This is a genomic window from Pseudomonas sp. LABIM340 (genome assembly GCF_040017195.2).
GTDB lineage: Bacteria > Pseudomonadota > Gammaproteobacteria > Pseudomonadales > Pseudomonadaceae > Pseudomonas.
Genome location: NZ_CM200227.1, coordinates 1,164,666 through 1,179,344 on the forward strand (window position 1 = coordinate 1,164,666; position 14,679 = coordinate 1,179,344).

15 protein-coding genes are annotated in these 14,679 nt (G+C 63.8%); 13 read left to right on the forward strand and 2 right to left on the reverse strand.

Annotated features, from left to right (window positions below):
• The first annotated feature begins 217 nt into the window (after nt 1–217).
• From ABKS89_RS05625 to hisC, 10 genes are all read left to right on the forward strand, one after another.
• The gene (locus tag ABKS89_RS05625; protein WP_024766540.1) at nt 218–1,027 is read left to right on the forward strand and encodes an ATP-binding cassette domain-containing protein; all 810 of its coding nucleotides are present in this window, start codon (nt 218–220) and stop codon (nt 1,025–1,027) included.
• Nucleotides 1,027–1,824, forward strand: coding sequence for a lipid asymmetry maintenance ABC transporter permease subunit MlaE (gene mlaE / locus ABKS89_RS05630; RefSeq protein WP_138212285.1), 798 nt, complete (start codon nt 1,027–1,029; stop codon nt 1,822–1,824). Before ABKS89_RS05625 ends, mlaE begins: the two co-directional genes overlap by 1 nt.
• The gene (gene mlaD / locus ABKS89_RS05635; protein WP_045209590.1) at nt 1,824–2,297 is read left to right on the forward strand and encodes an outer membrane lipid asymmetry maintenance protein MlaD; all 474 of its coding nucleotides are present in this window, start codon (nt 1,824–1,826) and stop codon (nt 2,295–2,297) included. Before mlaE ends, mlaD begins: the two co-directional genes overlap by 1 nt.
• An 11-nt stretch (nt 2,298–2,308) precedes the next feature.
• On the forward strand, nt 2,309–2,956 hold the full coding sequence (locus ABKS89_RS05640) for a Tgt2/MlaC family protein (RefSeq protein ID WP_348588051.1): 648 nt from the start codon (nt 2,309–2,311) through the stop codon (nt 2,954–2,956).
• Nucleotides 2,953–3,261: an STAS domain-containing protein gene (locus tag ABKS89_RS05645; RefSeq protein WP_348588050.1), complete on the forward strand. Its 309-nt coding sequence runs from the start codon at nt 2,953–2,955 to the stop codon at nt 3,259–3,261. The genes ABKS89_RS05640 and ABKS89_RS05645 overlap by 4 nt, the downstream gene beginning before the upstream one ends.
• A gap of 110 nt (nt 3,262–3,371) precedes the next feature.
• Complete coding sequence (locus ABKS89_RS05650; RefSeq protein ID WP_017518139.1) at nt 3,372–3,611, forward strand: BolA family protein; 240 nt, start codon at nt 3,372–3,374, stop codon at nt 3,609–3,611.
• A 19-nt stretch (nt 3,612–3,630) separates the two neighbouring features.
• Nucleotides 3,631–4,899: a UDP-N-acetylglucosamine 1-carboxyvinyltransferase gene (murA, locus tag ABKS89_RS05655; RefSeq protein WP_348588049.1), complete on the forward strand. Its 1,269-nt coding sequence runs from the start codon at nt 3,631–3,633 to the stop codon at nt 4,897–4,899.
• Between the two features lie 14 nt (nt 4,900–4,913).
• The gene (hisG, locus tag ABKS89_RS05660) at nt 4,914–5,549 is read left to right on the forward strand and encodes an ATP phosphoribosyltransferase (protein WP_017518137.1); all 636 of its coding nucleotides are present in this window, start codon (nt 4,914–4,916) and stop codon (nt 5,547–5,549) included.
• Nucleotides 5,550–5,671: 122 nt separating this feature from the next.
• Entirely contained in the window at nt 5,672–6,994 is a 1,323-nt protein-coding gene (gene hisD, locus ABKS89_RS05665) for a histidinol dehydrogenase (RefSeq protein ID WP_138212289.1), read from the forward strand.
• A 3-nt stretch (nt 6,995–6,997) separates the two neighbouring features.
• Entirely contained in the window at nt 6,998–8,053 is a 1,056-nt protein-coding gene (gene hisC / locus ABKS89_RS05670) for a histidinol-phosphate transaminase (protein WP_348588048.1), read from the forward strand.
• Between the two features lie 69 nt (nt 8,054–8,122).
• Here the strand turns inward: hisC and algW are convergent, their stop codons facing one another.
• On the reverse strand, nt 8,123–9,271 hold the full coding sequence (algW, locus tag ABKS89_RS05675; RefSeq protein ID WP_348588047.1) for a Do family serine endopeptidase AlgW: 1,149 nt from the start codon (nt 9,269–9,271) through the stop codon (nt 8,123–8,125).
• A 113-nt stretch (nt 9,272–9,384) separates the two neighbouring features.
• On the opposite strand from algW, the gene ABKS89_RS05680 reads away from it, so the two are divergent.
• Entirely contained in the window at nt 9,385–10,143 is a 759-nt protein-coding gene (locus tag ABKS89_RS05680) for a Nif3-like dinuclear metal center hexameric protein (protein ID WP_348588046.1), read from the forward strand.
• A gap of 55 nt (nt 10,144–10,198) precedes the next feature.
• Here the strand turns inward: ABKS89_RS05680 and mltB are convergent, their stop codons facing one another.
• Nucleotides 10,199–11,296 (reverse strand): lytic murein transglycosylase B, encoded by a 1,098-nt coding sequence (gene mltB / locus ABKS89_RS05685; protein ID WP_348588045.1) that lies wholly within the window; start codon nt 11,294–11,296, stop codon nt 10,199–10,201.
• Between the two features lie 336 nt (nt 11,297–11,632).
• Between mltB and cysD the strand changes: the two genes are divergently transcribed.
• Complete coding sequence (gene cysD, locus ABKS89_RS05690; RefSeq protein ID WP_045209600.1) at nt 11,633–12,550, forward strand: sulfate adenylyltransferase subunit CysD; 918 nt, start codon at nt 11,633–11,635, stop codon at nt 12,548–12,550.
• Between the two features lie 12 nt (nt 12,551–12,562).
• The gene (cysN, locus tag ABKS89_RS05695) at nt 12,563–14,464 is read left to right on the forward strand and encodes a sulfate adenylyltransferase subunit CysN (protein ID WP_348588044.1); all 1,902 of its coding nucleotides are present in this window, start codon (nt 12,563–12,565) and stop codon (nt 14,462–14,464) included.
• The last annotated feature ends 215 nt before the right edge of the window (nt 14,465–14,679 follow it).

The window sequence follows — 14,679 nt, forward strand, 5'->3', positions numbered from 1 at the left end:
ATGAAGTGCGAGATTATAACGGGAAAGCGGTAAAGGCTTCACCACTGGTATCTCAATGTTGAGCGCATTTTGCTGAACTGAGCCTTAACAGTGGCTTAGCAGCCCTTGGGGCGTGGCTTCGCGGGGTGTTATAGTTCGCGGCCGTTCGGCCTGCCGCGCCGTGTTTCTGCCGTGTGACAGACGGGGCAACGGACAGCGCCGTGATGAAAGGAGTTCTATGAGCACCAATGACCAATACGCGGTCGAGCTGAAGGGCCTGAGCTTCAAGCGTGGCACGCGTAAGATTTTCGATAACGTGGACATCCGCATTCCACGCGGCAAGGTCACCGGGATCATGGGACCGTCAGGTTGTGGCAAGACCACCCTGTTGCGACTGATCGCCGCCCAGCTGCGGCCGGCGAGCGGCGAAGTGTGGGTCAATGGCCAGAACCTCCCCACGCTGGGCCGCAGCGACCTGTTCGACATGCGCAAGCAGTTTGGCGTGCTGTTCCAGAGCGGCGCGCTGTTCACCGACCTCGATGTCTTCGAGAACGTGGCCTTCCCGCTGCGCGTGCACACTGAGCTGCCCGAAGACATGATTCGTGACATCGTGCTGATGAAGTTGCAGGCCGTGGGCCTGCGCGGAGCCGTCGAGCTGATGCCGGATGAGCTGTCCGGCGGCATGAAGCGTCGCGTGGCGCTGGCCCGCGCCATCGCGCTGGATCCGCAGATCCTGATGTACGACGAGCCTTTCGTGGGCCAGGACCCGATCGCCATGGGCGTGCTGGTGCGCCTGATCCGCCTGCTCAACGATGCCCTGGGGATCACCAGCATCGTGGTGTCCCACGACCTCGCGGAAACCGCGAGCATCGCCGACTACATCTATATCGTCGGCGACGGCCGCGTGCTCGGTCACGGAACGCCGGCTGACCTGCAGGGTCTCGATGATCCGCGGGTTCGTCAGTTCATGAAGGGCATCCCGGATGGTCCGGTGCCGTTCCACTATCCTGCTCGCGATTACCGCGCCGACCTGCTGGGAGAACGTTGATGCGCAAGACTTCACCGCTCGAGCGAGTTCGCCTGCTCGGGCGTGCGGGCCTCGATGTCCTCGAATCGCTGGGCCGTTCGACCCTGTTCCTGGTGCACGCCATCTTCGGTCGCCGTGTGCACAGCGGCGCCTTCCAGCTGCTGCTCAAGCAGCTGTATTCGGTGGGCGTGCTGTCGCTGGCGATCATCGTCGTCTCCGGCCTGTTCATCGGCATGGTGCTGGCCCTGCAGGGCTACAACATCCTGGCGAGCTACGGCTCCGAGCAGGCGGTCGGCCAGATGGTCGCGCTGACGCTGCTGCGTGAACTGGGACCGGTGGTGACTGGTCTGTTGTTCGCCGGGCGCGCGGGTTCCGCGCTGACCGCCGAGATCGGCAACATGAAATCCACAGAGCAGCTGTCCAGCCTGGAGATGATCGGCGTCGACCCGCTCAAGTACATCATCGCTCCGCGCCTGTGGGCGGGCTTCATCTCGATGCCGCTGCTGGCAGCTATCTTCAGTGTCGTCGGCATCTGGGGCGGAGCCCTGGTCGCCGTGGACTGGCTGGGTGTGTATGACGGTTCGTATTGGTCGAACATGCAGAACAGCGTGCAGTTCACCAAGGACATTCTCAATGGCGTGATCAAGAGCGTGGTGTTCGCCTTCGTCGTGACCTGGATCGCCGTGTTCCAGGGTTATGACTGCGAACCCACCTCCGAGGGGATCAGCCGCGCCACCACCCGTACCGTTGTGTATGCCTCCCTGGCCGTGCTGGGGCTGGACTTCATCCTGACCGCCTTGATGTTTGGAGACTTCTGATGCAAACCCGCACCCTGGAAATCGGTGTAGGCCTGTTCATTCTGGCCGGCCTGCTGGCCCTGCTGCTGCTGGCCCTGCGTGTCAGCGGACTGACCATCGGCAATTCGGGCGATACCTACAAGCTGTATGCCTATTTCGACAATATCGCCGGCGTCACCGTGCGTGGCAAAGTCACCATGGCTGGCGTCACCATCGGCAAGGTCACTGCGGTGGACCTGGACCATGACAGCTATCGTGGTCGTGTGACCATGGAGATCAATCGCCAGGTCAACAACCTGCCGGACGACTCCACCGCTTCGATCCTGACCGCCGGCCTGCTGGGCGAGAAGTACATCGGCATCAGCGTCGGTGGCGATGAAGAGCTGCTGAAGGAAGGCGATACCATCAAGGACACCCAGTCGGCACTCGTGCTGGAAGACCTGATCGGCAAGTTCCTGCTGAATTCGGTCAACAAAGACGACTCGAAGAAATGAGGACTCACTCCATGTTGAAAACCTTGCGCCGTGGCTTCCTGGTTCTGCTCGCGGTCCTGCCGCTGTTCGCCCAGGCCGAGCAGACCGCTCAGCAGGTCGTGCAGCAGACCGTCGACAGCCTGCTGTCGGACCTGAAGACCAACAAGGCCAGCTACAAGGCCAATCCCCAGGCGTTCTACGACACCCTGAACCGCATTCTCGGTCCGGTCGTGGATTCCGAGGGCATCGCCAAGGGCGTGATGACGGTCAAGTACTCCCGTCAGGCGACTCCGGAGCAGGTCAAGCGCTTCGAGGAAACCTTCAAGAACAGCCTGTTCCAGTTCTACGGCAACGCGCTGCTGGAGTACGACAACCAGGACATCCGCGTGCTGAACACTGGCAAGCAGGAGCAGGACCGCGCTTCGGTGAACATGGAAGTGATCGGTGGCAACGGTGCCGTCTATCCGGTGCAGTACACCATGGTCAACCAGGGTGGCAGCTGGCGTCTGCGTAACGTGATCATCAACGGCATCAACATCGGCAAGCTGTTCCGTGACCAGTTCGCCGACTCCATGCAGAAGAATCGCAACGACCTGGAAGCCACCATCGCCGGTTGGGGTCAGGTGGTCGCCAAGGCCAAGGACGCTGCCAAGGGCCAGCCGGAAGGCGGCGCAGAATGAGTCAGGGCAGTATCACGGAGCGGAGCGAGGGCGACCTGGTCCTCGCCGGCGTGCTGGACTACAGCACCGGCCCCGCGCTGCGTCAGCAGGGGGCGCGGCTGATCGCTTCCAGCAAGGCCGGCGCGCTGCGTCTGGACTGCTCGGCGGTCGAGCACTCCAGTAGCGTCGGATTGTCGCTGCTGCTGTCCTATACCCGTGATGCGCGCAAGGCCGGCAAGACGTTGCAGATCTCCGGCCTGCCCAAGGACATGCAGGAAATCGCCAAGGTTGGCGAACTCCTGGAGATCCTGCCGTTACAGCATTGAAACACTGAAAAGGCCCTCCGTCCGCGACTTCCCCTGCCGGGGTTCGCAGGCGGGGGGCTTTTTTGTATCATGGCCGACCCGCGCGCGTAGGGCGCCGAACGAGGTTGAGCATGCAGGCCGTAGAAGTCAAAAACTTCCTGGAATCGAAACTCCCAGGTACCCAGATCGAAGTGGAAGGCGAAGGCTGCAATTTCCAGCTGAACCTGATCAGCGACGAGCTCGCCGGTCTGAGCCCGGTCAAGCGCCAGCAACAGATCTATGCCCACCTGAACGAGTGGATCGCCTCCGGCGCCATCCATGCCGTCACCATGAAATTCTTCAGCCGCGCCGCCTGGGCCGAGCGTTCCTGAGCCCACGGGGAAAATAGCAATGGATAAACTGATCATTACCGGCGGCACTCGTCTCGATGGCGAGATCCGCATCTCCGGCGCGAAGAACTCGGCGCTGCCGATTCTCGCCGCGACCCTGCTGGCGGACACCCCGGTGACCGTCTGCAACCTGCCGCACCTGCACGACATTACCACCATGATCGAGCTGTTCGGTCGCATGGGCGTGCAGCCGATCATCGACGAGAAGCTCAACGTCGAAGTCGATGCCAGCACCATCAAGACCCTGGTGGCGCCGTACGAGCTGGTCAAGACCATGCGTGCGTCGATCCTCGTGCTCGGCCCGATGGTCGCCCGCTTCGGTGAGGCCGAAGTCGCGCTGCCCGGCGGCTGCGCCATCGGCTCGCGTCCGGTGGACCTGCACATCCGCGGCCTGGAAGCCATGGGCGCGCAGATCGATGTCGAAGGCGGCTACATCAAGGCCAAGGCTCCGGCCGGCGGCCTGAAGGGTGCGCACTTCTTCTTCGATACCGTCTCCGTGACCGGTACCGAGAACATCATGATGGCCGCGGCCCTTGCCAATGGCCGCTCCGTGCTGGAAAACGCCGCGCGCGAGCCCGAGGTCGTCGACCTGGCGAACTTCATCAACGCCATGGGCGGTGACGTGCAGGGCGCCGGTACCGACACCATCGTGGTCAACGGTGTGAAAAGCCTGGGCGGCGGCGCCAAGTACAGCGTCATGCCCGACCGCATCGAGACCGGTACCTACCTGGTCGCCGCAGCGGCCACCGGTGGCCGCGTCAAGCTCAAGGACACCGATCCGACCATCCTCGAGGCTGTGCTGGCCAAGCTGGTCGAAGCCGGCGCGCACATCACCACCGGCAGCAACTGGATCGAGCTGGACATGAAGGGCAACCGGCCGAAGGCGGTGAACCTTCGTACCGCGCCGTACCCGGCATTCCCGACTGACATGCAGGCCCAGTTCATCTCCCTGAACGCCATAGCCGAAGGCACCGGCGCGGTCATCGAGACCGTGTTCGAGAACCGCTTCATGCACGTCTACGAGATGAACCGCATGGGCGCGCAGATCCTGGTCGAGGGCAACACCGCCATCGTCACCGGCGTTCCGCAGCTCAAGGGCGCACCGGTCATGGCGACCGACCTGCGTGCTTCCGCCAGCCTGGTGATCGCAGCCCTGGTGGCTGACGGCGATACCATGATCGACCGCATCTACCACATCGACCGTGGTTACGAGTGCATCGAAGAGAAACTGCAACTGCTCGGGGCGAAGATTCGCCGCGTACCGGGCTAGGGCTGAGCCAGACAATGCTGACGATTGCCCTGTCCAAGGGCCGTATCCTCGACGACACCCTGCCGCTGCTCGCAGCGGCGGGCATCGTGCCGACCGAGAATCCGGACAAGAGCCGCAAGCTGATCATCCCCACCACCCTCGATGACGTGCGCCTGCTGATCGTGCGCGCCACCGACGTGCCGACCTATGTCGAGCACGGCGCTGCCGACCTCGGCGTCGCGGGTAAAGACGTACTCATGGAGTACGGTGGCCAGGGCCTCTACGAGCCGCTGGACCTGAAGATCGCCAACTGCAAGCTGATGACCGCCGGTGCGGTCGGCGCGCCGGAGCCCAAGGGCCGCCTGCGCGTGGCCACCAAGTTCGTCAATGTCGCCAAGCGCTACTACGCCGAACAGGGCCGCCAGGTCGACGTGATCAAGCTGTACGGCTCCATGGAGCTGGCACCGCTGGTCGGCCTCGCCGACAAGATCATCGACGTGGTCGACACCGGCAACACCCTGCGTGCGAACGGCCTGGAGCCCCAGGAACTGATCGCACACATCAGCTCGCGCCTGGTCGTGAACAAGGCCTCGATGAAGATGCAGCACGCGCGCATCCAGGCCCTGATCGACACCCTGCGCGAAGCAGTGGAGTCTCGACACCGGGCGTAATTCATACCGCGACTTCGGTCGCGGCCGCCTATCCGTGTCATAGCCAAATTTTCTCGGGTGCCCGCACGGAAGGCTTGATAGTCTTGCGGCGCCCGAGATCATGCCAATTAAAGAGGCCAGCTATGACCGCACCCTTCGCTATCCGTCGACTCAACGCCGCCGATCCGGACTTCGCGCGTCATCTGGACCATCTACTCTCCTGGGAAAGCGTGTCCGACGAGTCGGTGAACCAGCGCGTCCTGGACATCATCGCCGACGTGCGCAAGCGCGGTGATGCCGCCGTGGTCGAGTTCACCCAGCGCTTCGACGGTGTCGATGCCAAGACCATGGCCGACCTGATCCTGCCGCGCGAGCGCCTGGAGCTGGCCCTGACCCGCATCACCCCGGCCCAGCGCGAAGCTCTGGAAACTGCTGCCGAACGTGTGCGCAGCTACCACGAGAAGCAGAAGCAGGACTCCTGGCGCTACACCGAAGCCGACGGCACCGTGCTTGGTCAGCAGGTCACTCCGCTGGACCGCGCCGGCCTGTATGTGCCCGGCGGCAAGGCGTCCTATCCGTCTTCCGTGCTGATGAACGCCATTCCGGCCAAGGTCGCCGGCGTTAACGAAGTGGTGATGGTCGTTCCGACCCCGCGTGGCGAGATCAACGAGATTGTCCTGGCCGCCGCCTGCATCGCCGGCGTCGACCGCGTCTTCACCATTGGCGGCGCCCAGGCCGTGGCCGCGCTGGCCTATGGCACCGAGAGCGTGCCGCAGGTGGACAAGATCGTCGGCCCGGGCAACATCTACGTCGCCACCGCCAAGCGCCACGTGTTCGGCCAGGTCGGCATCGACATGATCGCCGGTCCCTCTGAAATCCTCGTGGTCTGCGATGGCGGCACCGATCCGGACTGGATCGCCATGGACCTGTTCTCCCAGGCCGAGCACGACGAGGACGCCCAGTCGATCCTGGTCAGCCCGGACGCCGCTTTCCTCGACAAGGTCGCCGCCAGCATCGAGAAGCTGCTGCCGACCATGGAGCGCGCCGAGATCATCCGCACTTCGCTGACCAACCGCGGCGCGCTGATCCTCGTCGCTGACCAGGAGCAGGCCTGCCAGGTCGCCAACCGCATTGCCCCGGAACACCTGGAGCTGTCGGTGGAAGACCCGGAAAGCTGGCTGCCGAAGATCCGTCACGCCGGCGCCATCTTCATGGGCCGCTACACCGCCGAGGCGCTGGGCGATTACTGCGCCGGGCCGAACCACGTGCTGCCGACTTCCGGCACTGCGCGCTTCTCCTCGCCGCTGGGCGTGTATGACTTCCAGAAGCGTTCCTCGATCATTTTCTGCTCCGCGCCGGGTGCTTCCGAGCTGGGCAAGACCGCATCGATCCTGGCCCGTGGCGAGTCGCTGACCGCCCACGCGCGCAGCGCCGAATTCCGCATCCTTGACGGCAAGAGTGAGTAACCCATGAGCAAGTTCTGGAGTCCCTTCGTCAAGGAACTGGTGCCCTACGTTCCGGGCGAGCAGCCGAAGCTGGCCAAGTTGGTCAAGCTGAACACCAACGAGAACCCCTACGGCCCGTCGCCGAAGGTGGTTGCCGCAATCCAGGCCGAGCTGAACGACACGCTGCGCCTGTACCCGGACCCGAACGCCGACCGCCTGAAGCAGACCATCGCCGAGTACCACGGCGTGAAGACCTCCCAGGTCTTCGTCGGCAACGGTTCGGACGAAGTGTTGGCTCACGCCTTCCACGCGCTGTTCCAGCACGGCAAGCCGCTGCTGTTCCCGGACGTGACCTACAGCTTCTACCCGGTCTACTGCGGCCTCTACGGCATCGACTTCGAAGCGCTGCCGCTGGACGAGCAGTTCCAGATTCGTGTCGATGAATACGCGCGCCCGAATGGTGGCATCATCTTCCCCAACCCCAACGCGCCGACCGGTTGCCTGCTGCCGCTCGAAGCCATCGAGCGCCTGCTGCAGGCGAGCCCGGACAGCGTGGTGCTGGTGGACGAGGCCTACGTCGACTTCGGTGGCGAGACTGCAATTTCCCTGGTCAGCCGTTACCCGAACCTGCTGGTGGCGCAAACCCTGTCCAAGTCCCGTTCGCTGGCGGGCCTGCGGGTCGGCTTCGCGGTCGGCCACGAGGACTTGATCGAAGCGCTGGAGCGGGTGAAGAACAGCTTCAACTCCTACCCGCTTGACCGCCTGGCGCTGGCCGGCGCGGTGGCGTCCTTCGAGGACCAGGCCTATTTCGAACAGACCTGCAATGCGGTTATCCACAGCCGCGAGAAGCTGGTGACCGAGCTCAAGACCCTGGGCTTCGACGTACTGCCGTCGGCGGCGAATTTCATCTTCGCCCGCCACCCGCAGCGCGATGGCGCCGAACTGGCTGCAGCCCTGCGTGAGGAAGGCGTGATCGTGCGTCACTTCAAGCAGCAGCGGATCAACCAGTTTCTGCGCATCAGCATCGGCACCGAGGAGCAGAACCAGGCTCTGATCGATGCGCTGCGGCTGAAGCTGTAAGGCTGTCGCTGGAAAAGAAAACGGCGCCCTTGGGCGCCGTTTTTCATTGGTCTGGAAAAGAGCACGGCATCAGTTGCCGTTCGGGGCGGGCGGCGGGCGCAGGCCGACTTCGGCGTTGAGCGTCACCGGCTTGCCGTTGCGCAGCACTTCGATGGTGATCTTTTCGCCCGGCTTGGTGCGCGCGACCTGGTTCATCGAGCGGCGGCCATCGCTGGCGGCCTCGCCATCGATGTTCAGGATGATGTCGCCCGGCAGCAGTCCGCCCTTGGCGGCGGGGCCGTCGCGGTAGACACCAGCGACGACGATGCCGGCCTTGTCCTTGAGGTCGAAGGACTCGGCCAGTTCCGGGGTCAGTGGTTGTACCTCGACGCCGAGCCAGCCGCGGATCACCTGGCCGTGCTCGATGATCGACTGCATGACCTCCAGGGCCAGCTTGGTCGGGATGGCGAAGCCGATGCCCTGGGAACCGCCGGACTTGGAGAAGATCGCGGTGTTGATGCCGATCAGGTTGCCGTTGGCGTCCACCAGCGCGCCGCCGGAGTTGCCCGGGTTGATCGCCGCGTCGGTCTGGATGAAGTCTTCGTAGGTGTTCAGGCCCAGCTGGTTGCGGCCGGTGGCGCTGATGATGCCCATGGTGACGGTCTGGCCGACGCCGAAGGGGTTGCCGATGGCCAGGCAGACGTCGCCGGTGCGGATGCCATCGGAGCGGCCGAGCATGATCGAGGGCAGGTCCTTGAGGTCGATCTTCAGCACCGCGAGGTCGGTCTCCGGATCGCTGCCCACCAGGCGGGCGATGGTCTCGCGGCCGTCGCGCAGGGCCACGACGATCTGGTCGGCGCCGGAGGTCACGTGGTTGTTGGTCAGCAGGTAGCCTTCCGGGCTCATGATCACTGCCGAACCCAGGCTCGACTCCATGCGCTTCTGCTGCGGCAGGTTATCGCCGAAGAAGCGCCGGAACAGCGGGTCGTCGAGCATCGAGTTGTTCGGCTTGCTCACCATTTTGGTGGTGTACAGGTTGGCCACGGCCGGCGAGGAGCGGGTCACGGCGTCGGCGTAGCTGACCGGACCCTGCTGCAGGCGGCTGAGCAGGGGAGCTTGCTGCAGGTGCACTTCCTGCTGCGGAAGGCCGACCCATTGCGGGTTATGCTGGATGATCAGTAGCGCCAACAGGACGCCAACCAGCACGGGCCAGCCGAGGAAACGCAGGGCCTTCAGCATCGAAGAAAATCCTTGGGGTTGCTTGGCCGGGGGATGGCCGATAGGGTGGCGGCCATTATACGGGCGGCGAGCCAAGAAAATAGACGCTCGCAGCCGATGTTGGAGGAATTTCGATGGCAATCGCACTGAGCACGCTGGTCGAGGAAGCGGACCGTTTTCTCGATGCGGCGAAGATCCAGGATTACTGCCCCAACGGCCTGCAGGTCGAGGGCCGCCCGCAGGTGCGTCGCATCGTTTCCGGTGTCACCGCCAGCCAGGCGCTGCTGGATGCTGCCGTGGAAGCGGGCGCCGATGTGGTGCTGGTCCACCACGGCTATTTCTGGAAGGGCGAGGATGCCCGCGTGGTGGGCATGAAGCAGCGTCGCCTGAAGACCCTGCTGAACAACGACATCAGCCTGCTGGCCTATCACCTGCCGCTGGACCTGCATGCTGAAGTGGGTAACAACGTGCAACTGGGCCGCCAGCTCGGCTTCGAGATCGAGGGGCCGCTGGAGCCGGGCAACCCGCGCTCCATCGTGCTGGTCGGTTCGCTCGCCGAACCCATGTTGCCGAGCGATCTCGCGCTGCATGTGCGCGACGTGCTGGGCCGCGAGCCGCTGCTGGTGGATGGCGGCCAGCCGATCCGCCGCATCGCCTGGTGCACCGGTGGTGCCCAGGGCTATATCGATCAGGCGATTGCCGCTGGCGTCGATGCCTATCTGACTGGCGAAGTCTCCGAGCAGACCGTACACAGCGCGCGGGAGAACGGCATCAGCTTCATCGCCGCCGGCCACCATGCCACCGAGCGCTACGGCGTGCAGGCGCTGGGGGATTACCTGGCCAAGCGCTTCGCCATCGAGCATCTGTTCATCGATTGCCCGAACCCGGCCTGATGCTTCGGCGCCATGAAAAAAGCCGGCTCATCGAGCCGGCTTTTTTGTGTGCGTCTCAGCGGTAGCCGTGGCGCTGGCGGTCGACCGCCTTGCCCAGCTCCCACACCGCCATGGCGTAGTGCGTGCTGTGGTTGTAGCGGGTGATCACGAAGAAGTTCGGCAGGCCATACCAGTACTGGTAGGTGTTGCCCATGTCCAGGCGCAGCAGGCTGGCGCTCTGGTGGTTGCCCAGCGAGCCCTGCGGGCGCAGGCCGGCGTTGGCCAGCACGCTGATGGGGTACTGGGTCTTGAAGCCGTCTTCCAGCGAGCGCGCCTGGCCGATCGCGGGGATCGCCACCGCGTCGCCGGTGACCCAGCCGTGTTGCTTGAAGTAGTTGGCCACGCTGCCGATGGCGTCGCGTGGGTTCCACAGGTCGCGGTGGCCGTCGCCGTCGAAGTCCACCGCGTATTGGGTGAAGGAGGAGGGCATGAACTGCCCGTAGCCCATGGCGCCGGCGTAGGAGCCGCGCATTTCCAGCGGATTGTCGCCTTCCTTGCGCGCCTGCAGGAGGAACTGCTCCAGCTCGCCGCTGAAGAACTCGGCGCGGCGCGGGTAGGAGAAGGACAGGGTGGCCAGCGCGTCGATGATCCGCGTCTTGCCCATCACACGGCCCCAGCGGGTTTCCACGCCGATGATGCCGACGATGATTTCCGCCGGCACGCCATAGGTGCGCGAGGCGCGCTGCAGGTCGGCCTCATACTGGTCCCAGAACTGCACGCCCTTCTGCACGTTGTCCGGGGTGATGAACTTCTTCCGGTAACGCAGCCATGCGCCGTTCGGGCCGCTGGGCGGGGTGTAGGTCGGCGCCTGGCGGTCCATCAGGCGGATCACCCAGTCCAGTTCCTGTGTCTGGGCGAACAGGTCGTGCAGGTCTTGCCGGTTGAAGCCGTGCTTGCTCACCATCATGTCGATGAAGCGATTGGCGTTGGCATTGTTCGCGTAATCGCCACGCAGCGGGGTGATCGGCTGCACCGAGCCGAACGCCGGATGGGCGCTGGGCGTGATCAGGGTCGGTGTCTTCGGCTTCTGGGCCGGCTGCGGAGCGGGAGTCGGTTTGCTGCTGCACGCGGAGATGAGGACAAGCAGAGGCAGGGCGAAAGCGATGCGGCGCATGGGAAATCTTCTGGGACAGGAAAACGTGCCGCTATGCTAGCGCAGTGCCGGCCGGGCACAAGCCGGGAGAGCATCGTGGAAGTCGCTGACTCTGTTGCAGGAAAAGTCCCGAGGCTGTTTCCGAGATGGCATTTGCGCCTTTGCGGCGCCTCGTTCGGGTGCCTCGGAAGCACCCCTTCAGGCGCCGGTTGAAAGCGGTTTTTACACTGAGCGCGTATGGCTATATCAGTATATTTTTTCGGTATAACCCGCTCGCCGGTTAGAGCCTTGCGCTGTGATAGAGTGCGCGCTCGTCTACGGCCCGCCGGCCGTCCATAAGCAATTCCGTGAGTAGCCATGGTCGACAAACTGACGCATCTGAAACAGCTGGAGGCCGAGAGCATCCACATCATCCGCGAGGTCGCCGCCGAGTTCGACAACCCGGTGATGCTGTACTCGATCGGCAAGGACAGCGCGGTGATGCTTCACCTCGCGCGCAAGGCCTTCTTCCCCGGCAAGCTGCCTTTCCCGGTGATGCATGTCGACACCCGCTGGAAATTCCAGGAGATGTACAGCTTCCGCACCAAGATGGTCGAGGAACTGGGCCTGGACCTGATCACCCACATCAACCCCGATGGCGTGGCTCAGGACATCAACCCGTTCACCCACGGCAGCGCCAAGCACACCGACATCATGAAGACCGAAGGCCTCAAGCAGGCCCTCGACAAGCACGGCTTCGATGCCGCCTTCGGTGGTGCCCGCCGCGACGAGGAGAAGTCCCGCGCCAAGGAGCGCGTCTACTCCTTCCGTGACAGCAAGCACCGCTGGGATCCGAAGAACCAGCGTCCGGAGCTGTGGAACGTCTACAACGGCAAGGTGAAGAAGGGCGAATCGATCCGCGTCTTCCCGCTGTCGAACTGGACCGAGCTGGACATCTGGCAATACATCTACCTGGAACAGATCCCGATCGTGCCGCTGTACTTCGCCGCCGAGCGCGAAGTCATCGAGATGAACGGCTCGCTGATCATGATCGACGACGAGCGCATCCTCGAGCACCTCACGCCCGAGCAGAAGGCCAGCATCCAGAAGAAGATGGTGCGTTTCCGTACCCTGGGCTGCTACCCGCTGACCGGCGCGGTGGAGTCCACCGCTACTTCGCTGCCGGAAATCATCCAGGAAATGCTGCTGACGCGAACTTCCGAACGCCAGGGCCGGGTCATTGACCACGATGCCGCCGGTTCGATGGAAGAAAAGAAACGTCAGGGCTACTTCTAAGGTTCTCGCACCATGTCGCATCAATCCGATCTGATCAGCGAGGACATCCTCGCCTACCTGGCCCAGCACGAGCGCAAGGAACTCCTGCGCTTCCTCACCTGCGGCAACGTCGACGACGGCAAGAGCACCCTGATCGGGCGCCTGCTGCACGACTCCAAGATGATCTACGAGGACCACCTCGAGGCCATCACCCGCGACTCGAAGAAAGTCGGCACCACCGGCGATGACGTCGACCTGGCGCTGCTGGTCGACGGCCTGCAGGCCGAGCGCGAGCAGGGCATCACCATCGACGTGGCGTACCGCTACTTCAGCACCGCCAAGCGCAAGTTCATCATTGCCGACACCCCCGGCCATGAGCAGTACACCCGCAACATGGCCACCGGTGCGTCCACCTGTGACCTGGCCATCATCCTGATCGACGCCCGTTACGGTGTGCAGACCCAGACCCGCCGGCACAGCTTCATCGCCTCGCTGCTGGGCATCAAGCACATCGTCGTGGCCATCAACAAGATGGATCTCAAGGGCTTCGACGAGGGCGTCTTCGAGCAGATCAAGGCCGACTACCTGCAGTTCGCCGACAAGATCAACCTCAAGACCAACTCCCTGCACTTCGTGCCGATGTCGGCGCTGAAGGGCGACAACGTGGTCAACAAGTCCGAGCGCTCGCCGTGGTACACCGGCCAGTCGCTGATGGAAATCCTCGAGACCGTGGAAGTCGCGGGCGACCGCAACCTCGACGACATGCGCTTCCCGGTGCAGTACGTCAACCGTCCGAACCTGAACTTCCGCGGCTTCGCCGGCACCCTGGCGAGCGGCATCGTGCGCAAGGGCGACGAAGTCATTGCCCTGCCGTCCGGCAAGGGCAGCAAGGTCAAGTCCATCGTTACCTACGAGGGTGAACTGGAACAGGCCGGCCCCGGCCAGGCCGTCACTCTGACCCTGGAGGACGAGATCGACGTCTCCCGCGGCGACATGCTGGTTCACGCCGACAACCGTCCGCAGGTCACCGACGGCTTCGACGCCATGCTGGTGTGGATGGCCGAAGAGCCGATGCTGCCGGGCAAGAAGTACGACATCAAGCGCGCCACCAGCTACGTGCCAGGCTCGATTCCGAGCATCACCCACAAGGTCGATGTGAACACCCTGGAAGAGACCGCCGCCAGCGAACTCAAGCTCAACGAGATCGCCCGCGTGAAGGTCAGCCTGGATGCGTCCATCGCACTGGACGGCTACGAGCAGAATCGCACCACCGGTGCCTTCATCGTCATCGACCGCCTGACCAACGGCACCGTTGGTGCCGGCATGATCATCGCCGCCCCGCAGTCGAGCCACGGCACCGCTGTACACCATGGTGCCAACGCCCATGTAGCTCGGGAAGAGCGCGCAGCACGTTTCGGCCAGCAACCGGCCAGCGTGCTGTTCAGCGGTCTTTCCGGGGCGGGCAAGAGCACTCTGGCATACGCGGTGGAGCGCAAGCTGTTCGACATGGGCCGCGCGGTCTATGTGCTGGATGGCCAGAACCTGCGTCATGACCTGAACAAGGGGCTGCCGCAGGATCGCGCTGGTCGCACCGAGAACTGGCTGCGCACCGCTCATGTGGCCAAGCAGTTCAACGAGGCCGGCCTGATCAGCCTGTGCGCCTTCGTCGCCCCGAGCGCCGAAGGTCGCGAGCGCGCCAAGACGCTGATTGGCGCAGAGCGCCTGATCACCGTCTACGTCCAGGCTTCCCCGCAGGTCTGCCGTGAGCGTGACCCGCAGGGCCTGTACGCCGCTGGCCAGGACAACATCCCGGGCGAGTCCTTCCCGTTCGACGTACCGCTGGATGCCGATCTGGTGATCGACACCCAGAGCCAGTCGGTGGAAGAGGGCGTCAAGGCAGTCCTCGACCTGCTCCGCCAGCGCGGCGCGATCTGATCGCACAGCGTTGAACGGAAAAAAGCCCCGCACCTGCGGGGCTTTTTCATGCCTGGCGTTTCTGTTGGAGGCCGTTGCAGTGGGCTGCCCGGCCGATTGTTTCGCGCCGCGAACATTCACTGGCAGATGGCTATTGCCGTCGATCGGCTCCTGCATATAATGCGACTGATTATTATTTGCTGAATAGCAGGTGCGGTGGTGTCGCTACTGGGTCG

What these genes read in the sequence shown, in the direction of transcription:
- algW (WP_348588047.1), bottom strand. Translation starts at nt 9,271, where the DNA reads ATGCTGAAGGCCCTGCGTTTCCTCGGCTGGCCCGTGCTGGTTGGCGTC.
- ABKS89_RS05680 (WP_348588046.1), top strand. Translation starts at nt 9,385, where the DNA reads ATGGCAATCGCACTGAGCACGCTGGTCGAGGAAGCGGACCGTTTTCTC.
- mltB (WP_348588045.1), bottom strand. Translation starts at nt 11,296, where the DNA reads ATGCGCCGCATCGCTTTCGCCCTGCCTCTGCTTGTCCTCATCTCCGCG.
- ABKS89_RS05640 (WP_348588051.1), top strand. Translation starts at nt 2,309, where the DNA reads ATGTTGAAAACCTTGCGCCGTGGCTTCCTGGTTCTGCTCGCGGTCCTG.
- ABKS89_RS05650 (WP_017518139.1), top strand. Translation starts at nt 3,372, where the DNA reads ATGCAGGCCGTAGAAGTCAAAAACTTCCTGGAATCGAAACTCCCAGGT.
- ABKS89_RS05645 (WP_348588050.1), top strand. Translation starts at nt 2,953, where the DNA reads ATGAGTCAGGGCAGTATCACGGAGCGGAGCGAGGGCGACCTGGTCCTC.
- mlaD (WP_045209590.1), top strand. Translation starts at nt 1,824, where the DNA reads ATGCAAACCCGCACCCTGGAAATCGGTGTAGGCCTGTTCATTCTGGCC.
- ABKS89_RS05625 (WP_024766540.1), top strand. Translation starts at nt 218, where the DNA reads ATGAGCACCAATGACCAATACGCGGTCGAGCTGAAGGGCCTGAGCTTC.
- cysN (WP_348588044.1), top strand. Translation starts at nt 12,563, where the DNA reads ATGTCGCATCAATCCGATCTGATCAGCGAGGACATCCTCGCCTACCTG.
- hisD (WP_138212289.1), top strand. Translation starts at nt 5,672, where the DNA reads ATGACCGCACCCTTCGCTATCCGTCGACTCAACGCCGCCGATCCGGAC.
- cysD (WP_045209600.1), top strand. Translation starts at nt 11,633, where the DNA reads ATGGTCGACAAACTGACGCATCTGAAACAGCTGGAGGCCGAGAGCATC.
- mlaE (WP_138212285.1), top strand. Translation starts at nt 1,027, where the DNA reads ATGCGCAAGACTTCACCGCTCGAGCGAGTTCGCCTGCTCGGGCGTGCG.
- hisC (WP_348588048.1), top strand. Translation starts at nt 6,998, where the DNA reads ATGAGCAAGTTCTGGAGTCCCTTCGTCAAGGAACTGGTGCCCTACGTT.
- murA (WP_348588049.1), top strand. Translation starts at nt 3,631, where the DNA reads ATGGATAAACTGATCATTACCGGCGGCACTCGTCTCGATGGCGAGATC.
- hisG (WP_017518137.1), top strand. Translation starts at nt 4,914, where the DNA reads ATGCTGACGATTGCCCTGTCCAAGGGCCGTATCCTCGACGACACCCTG.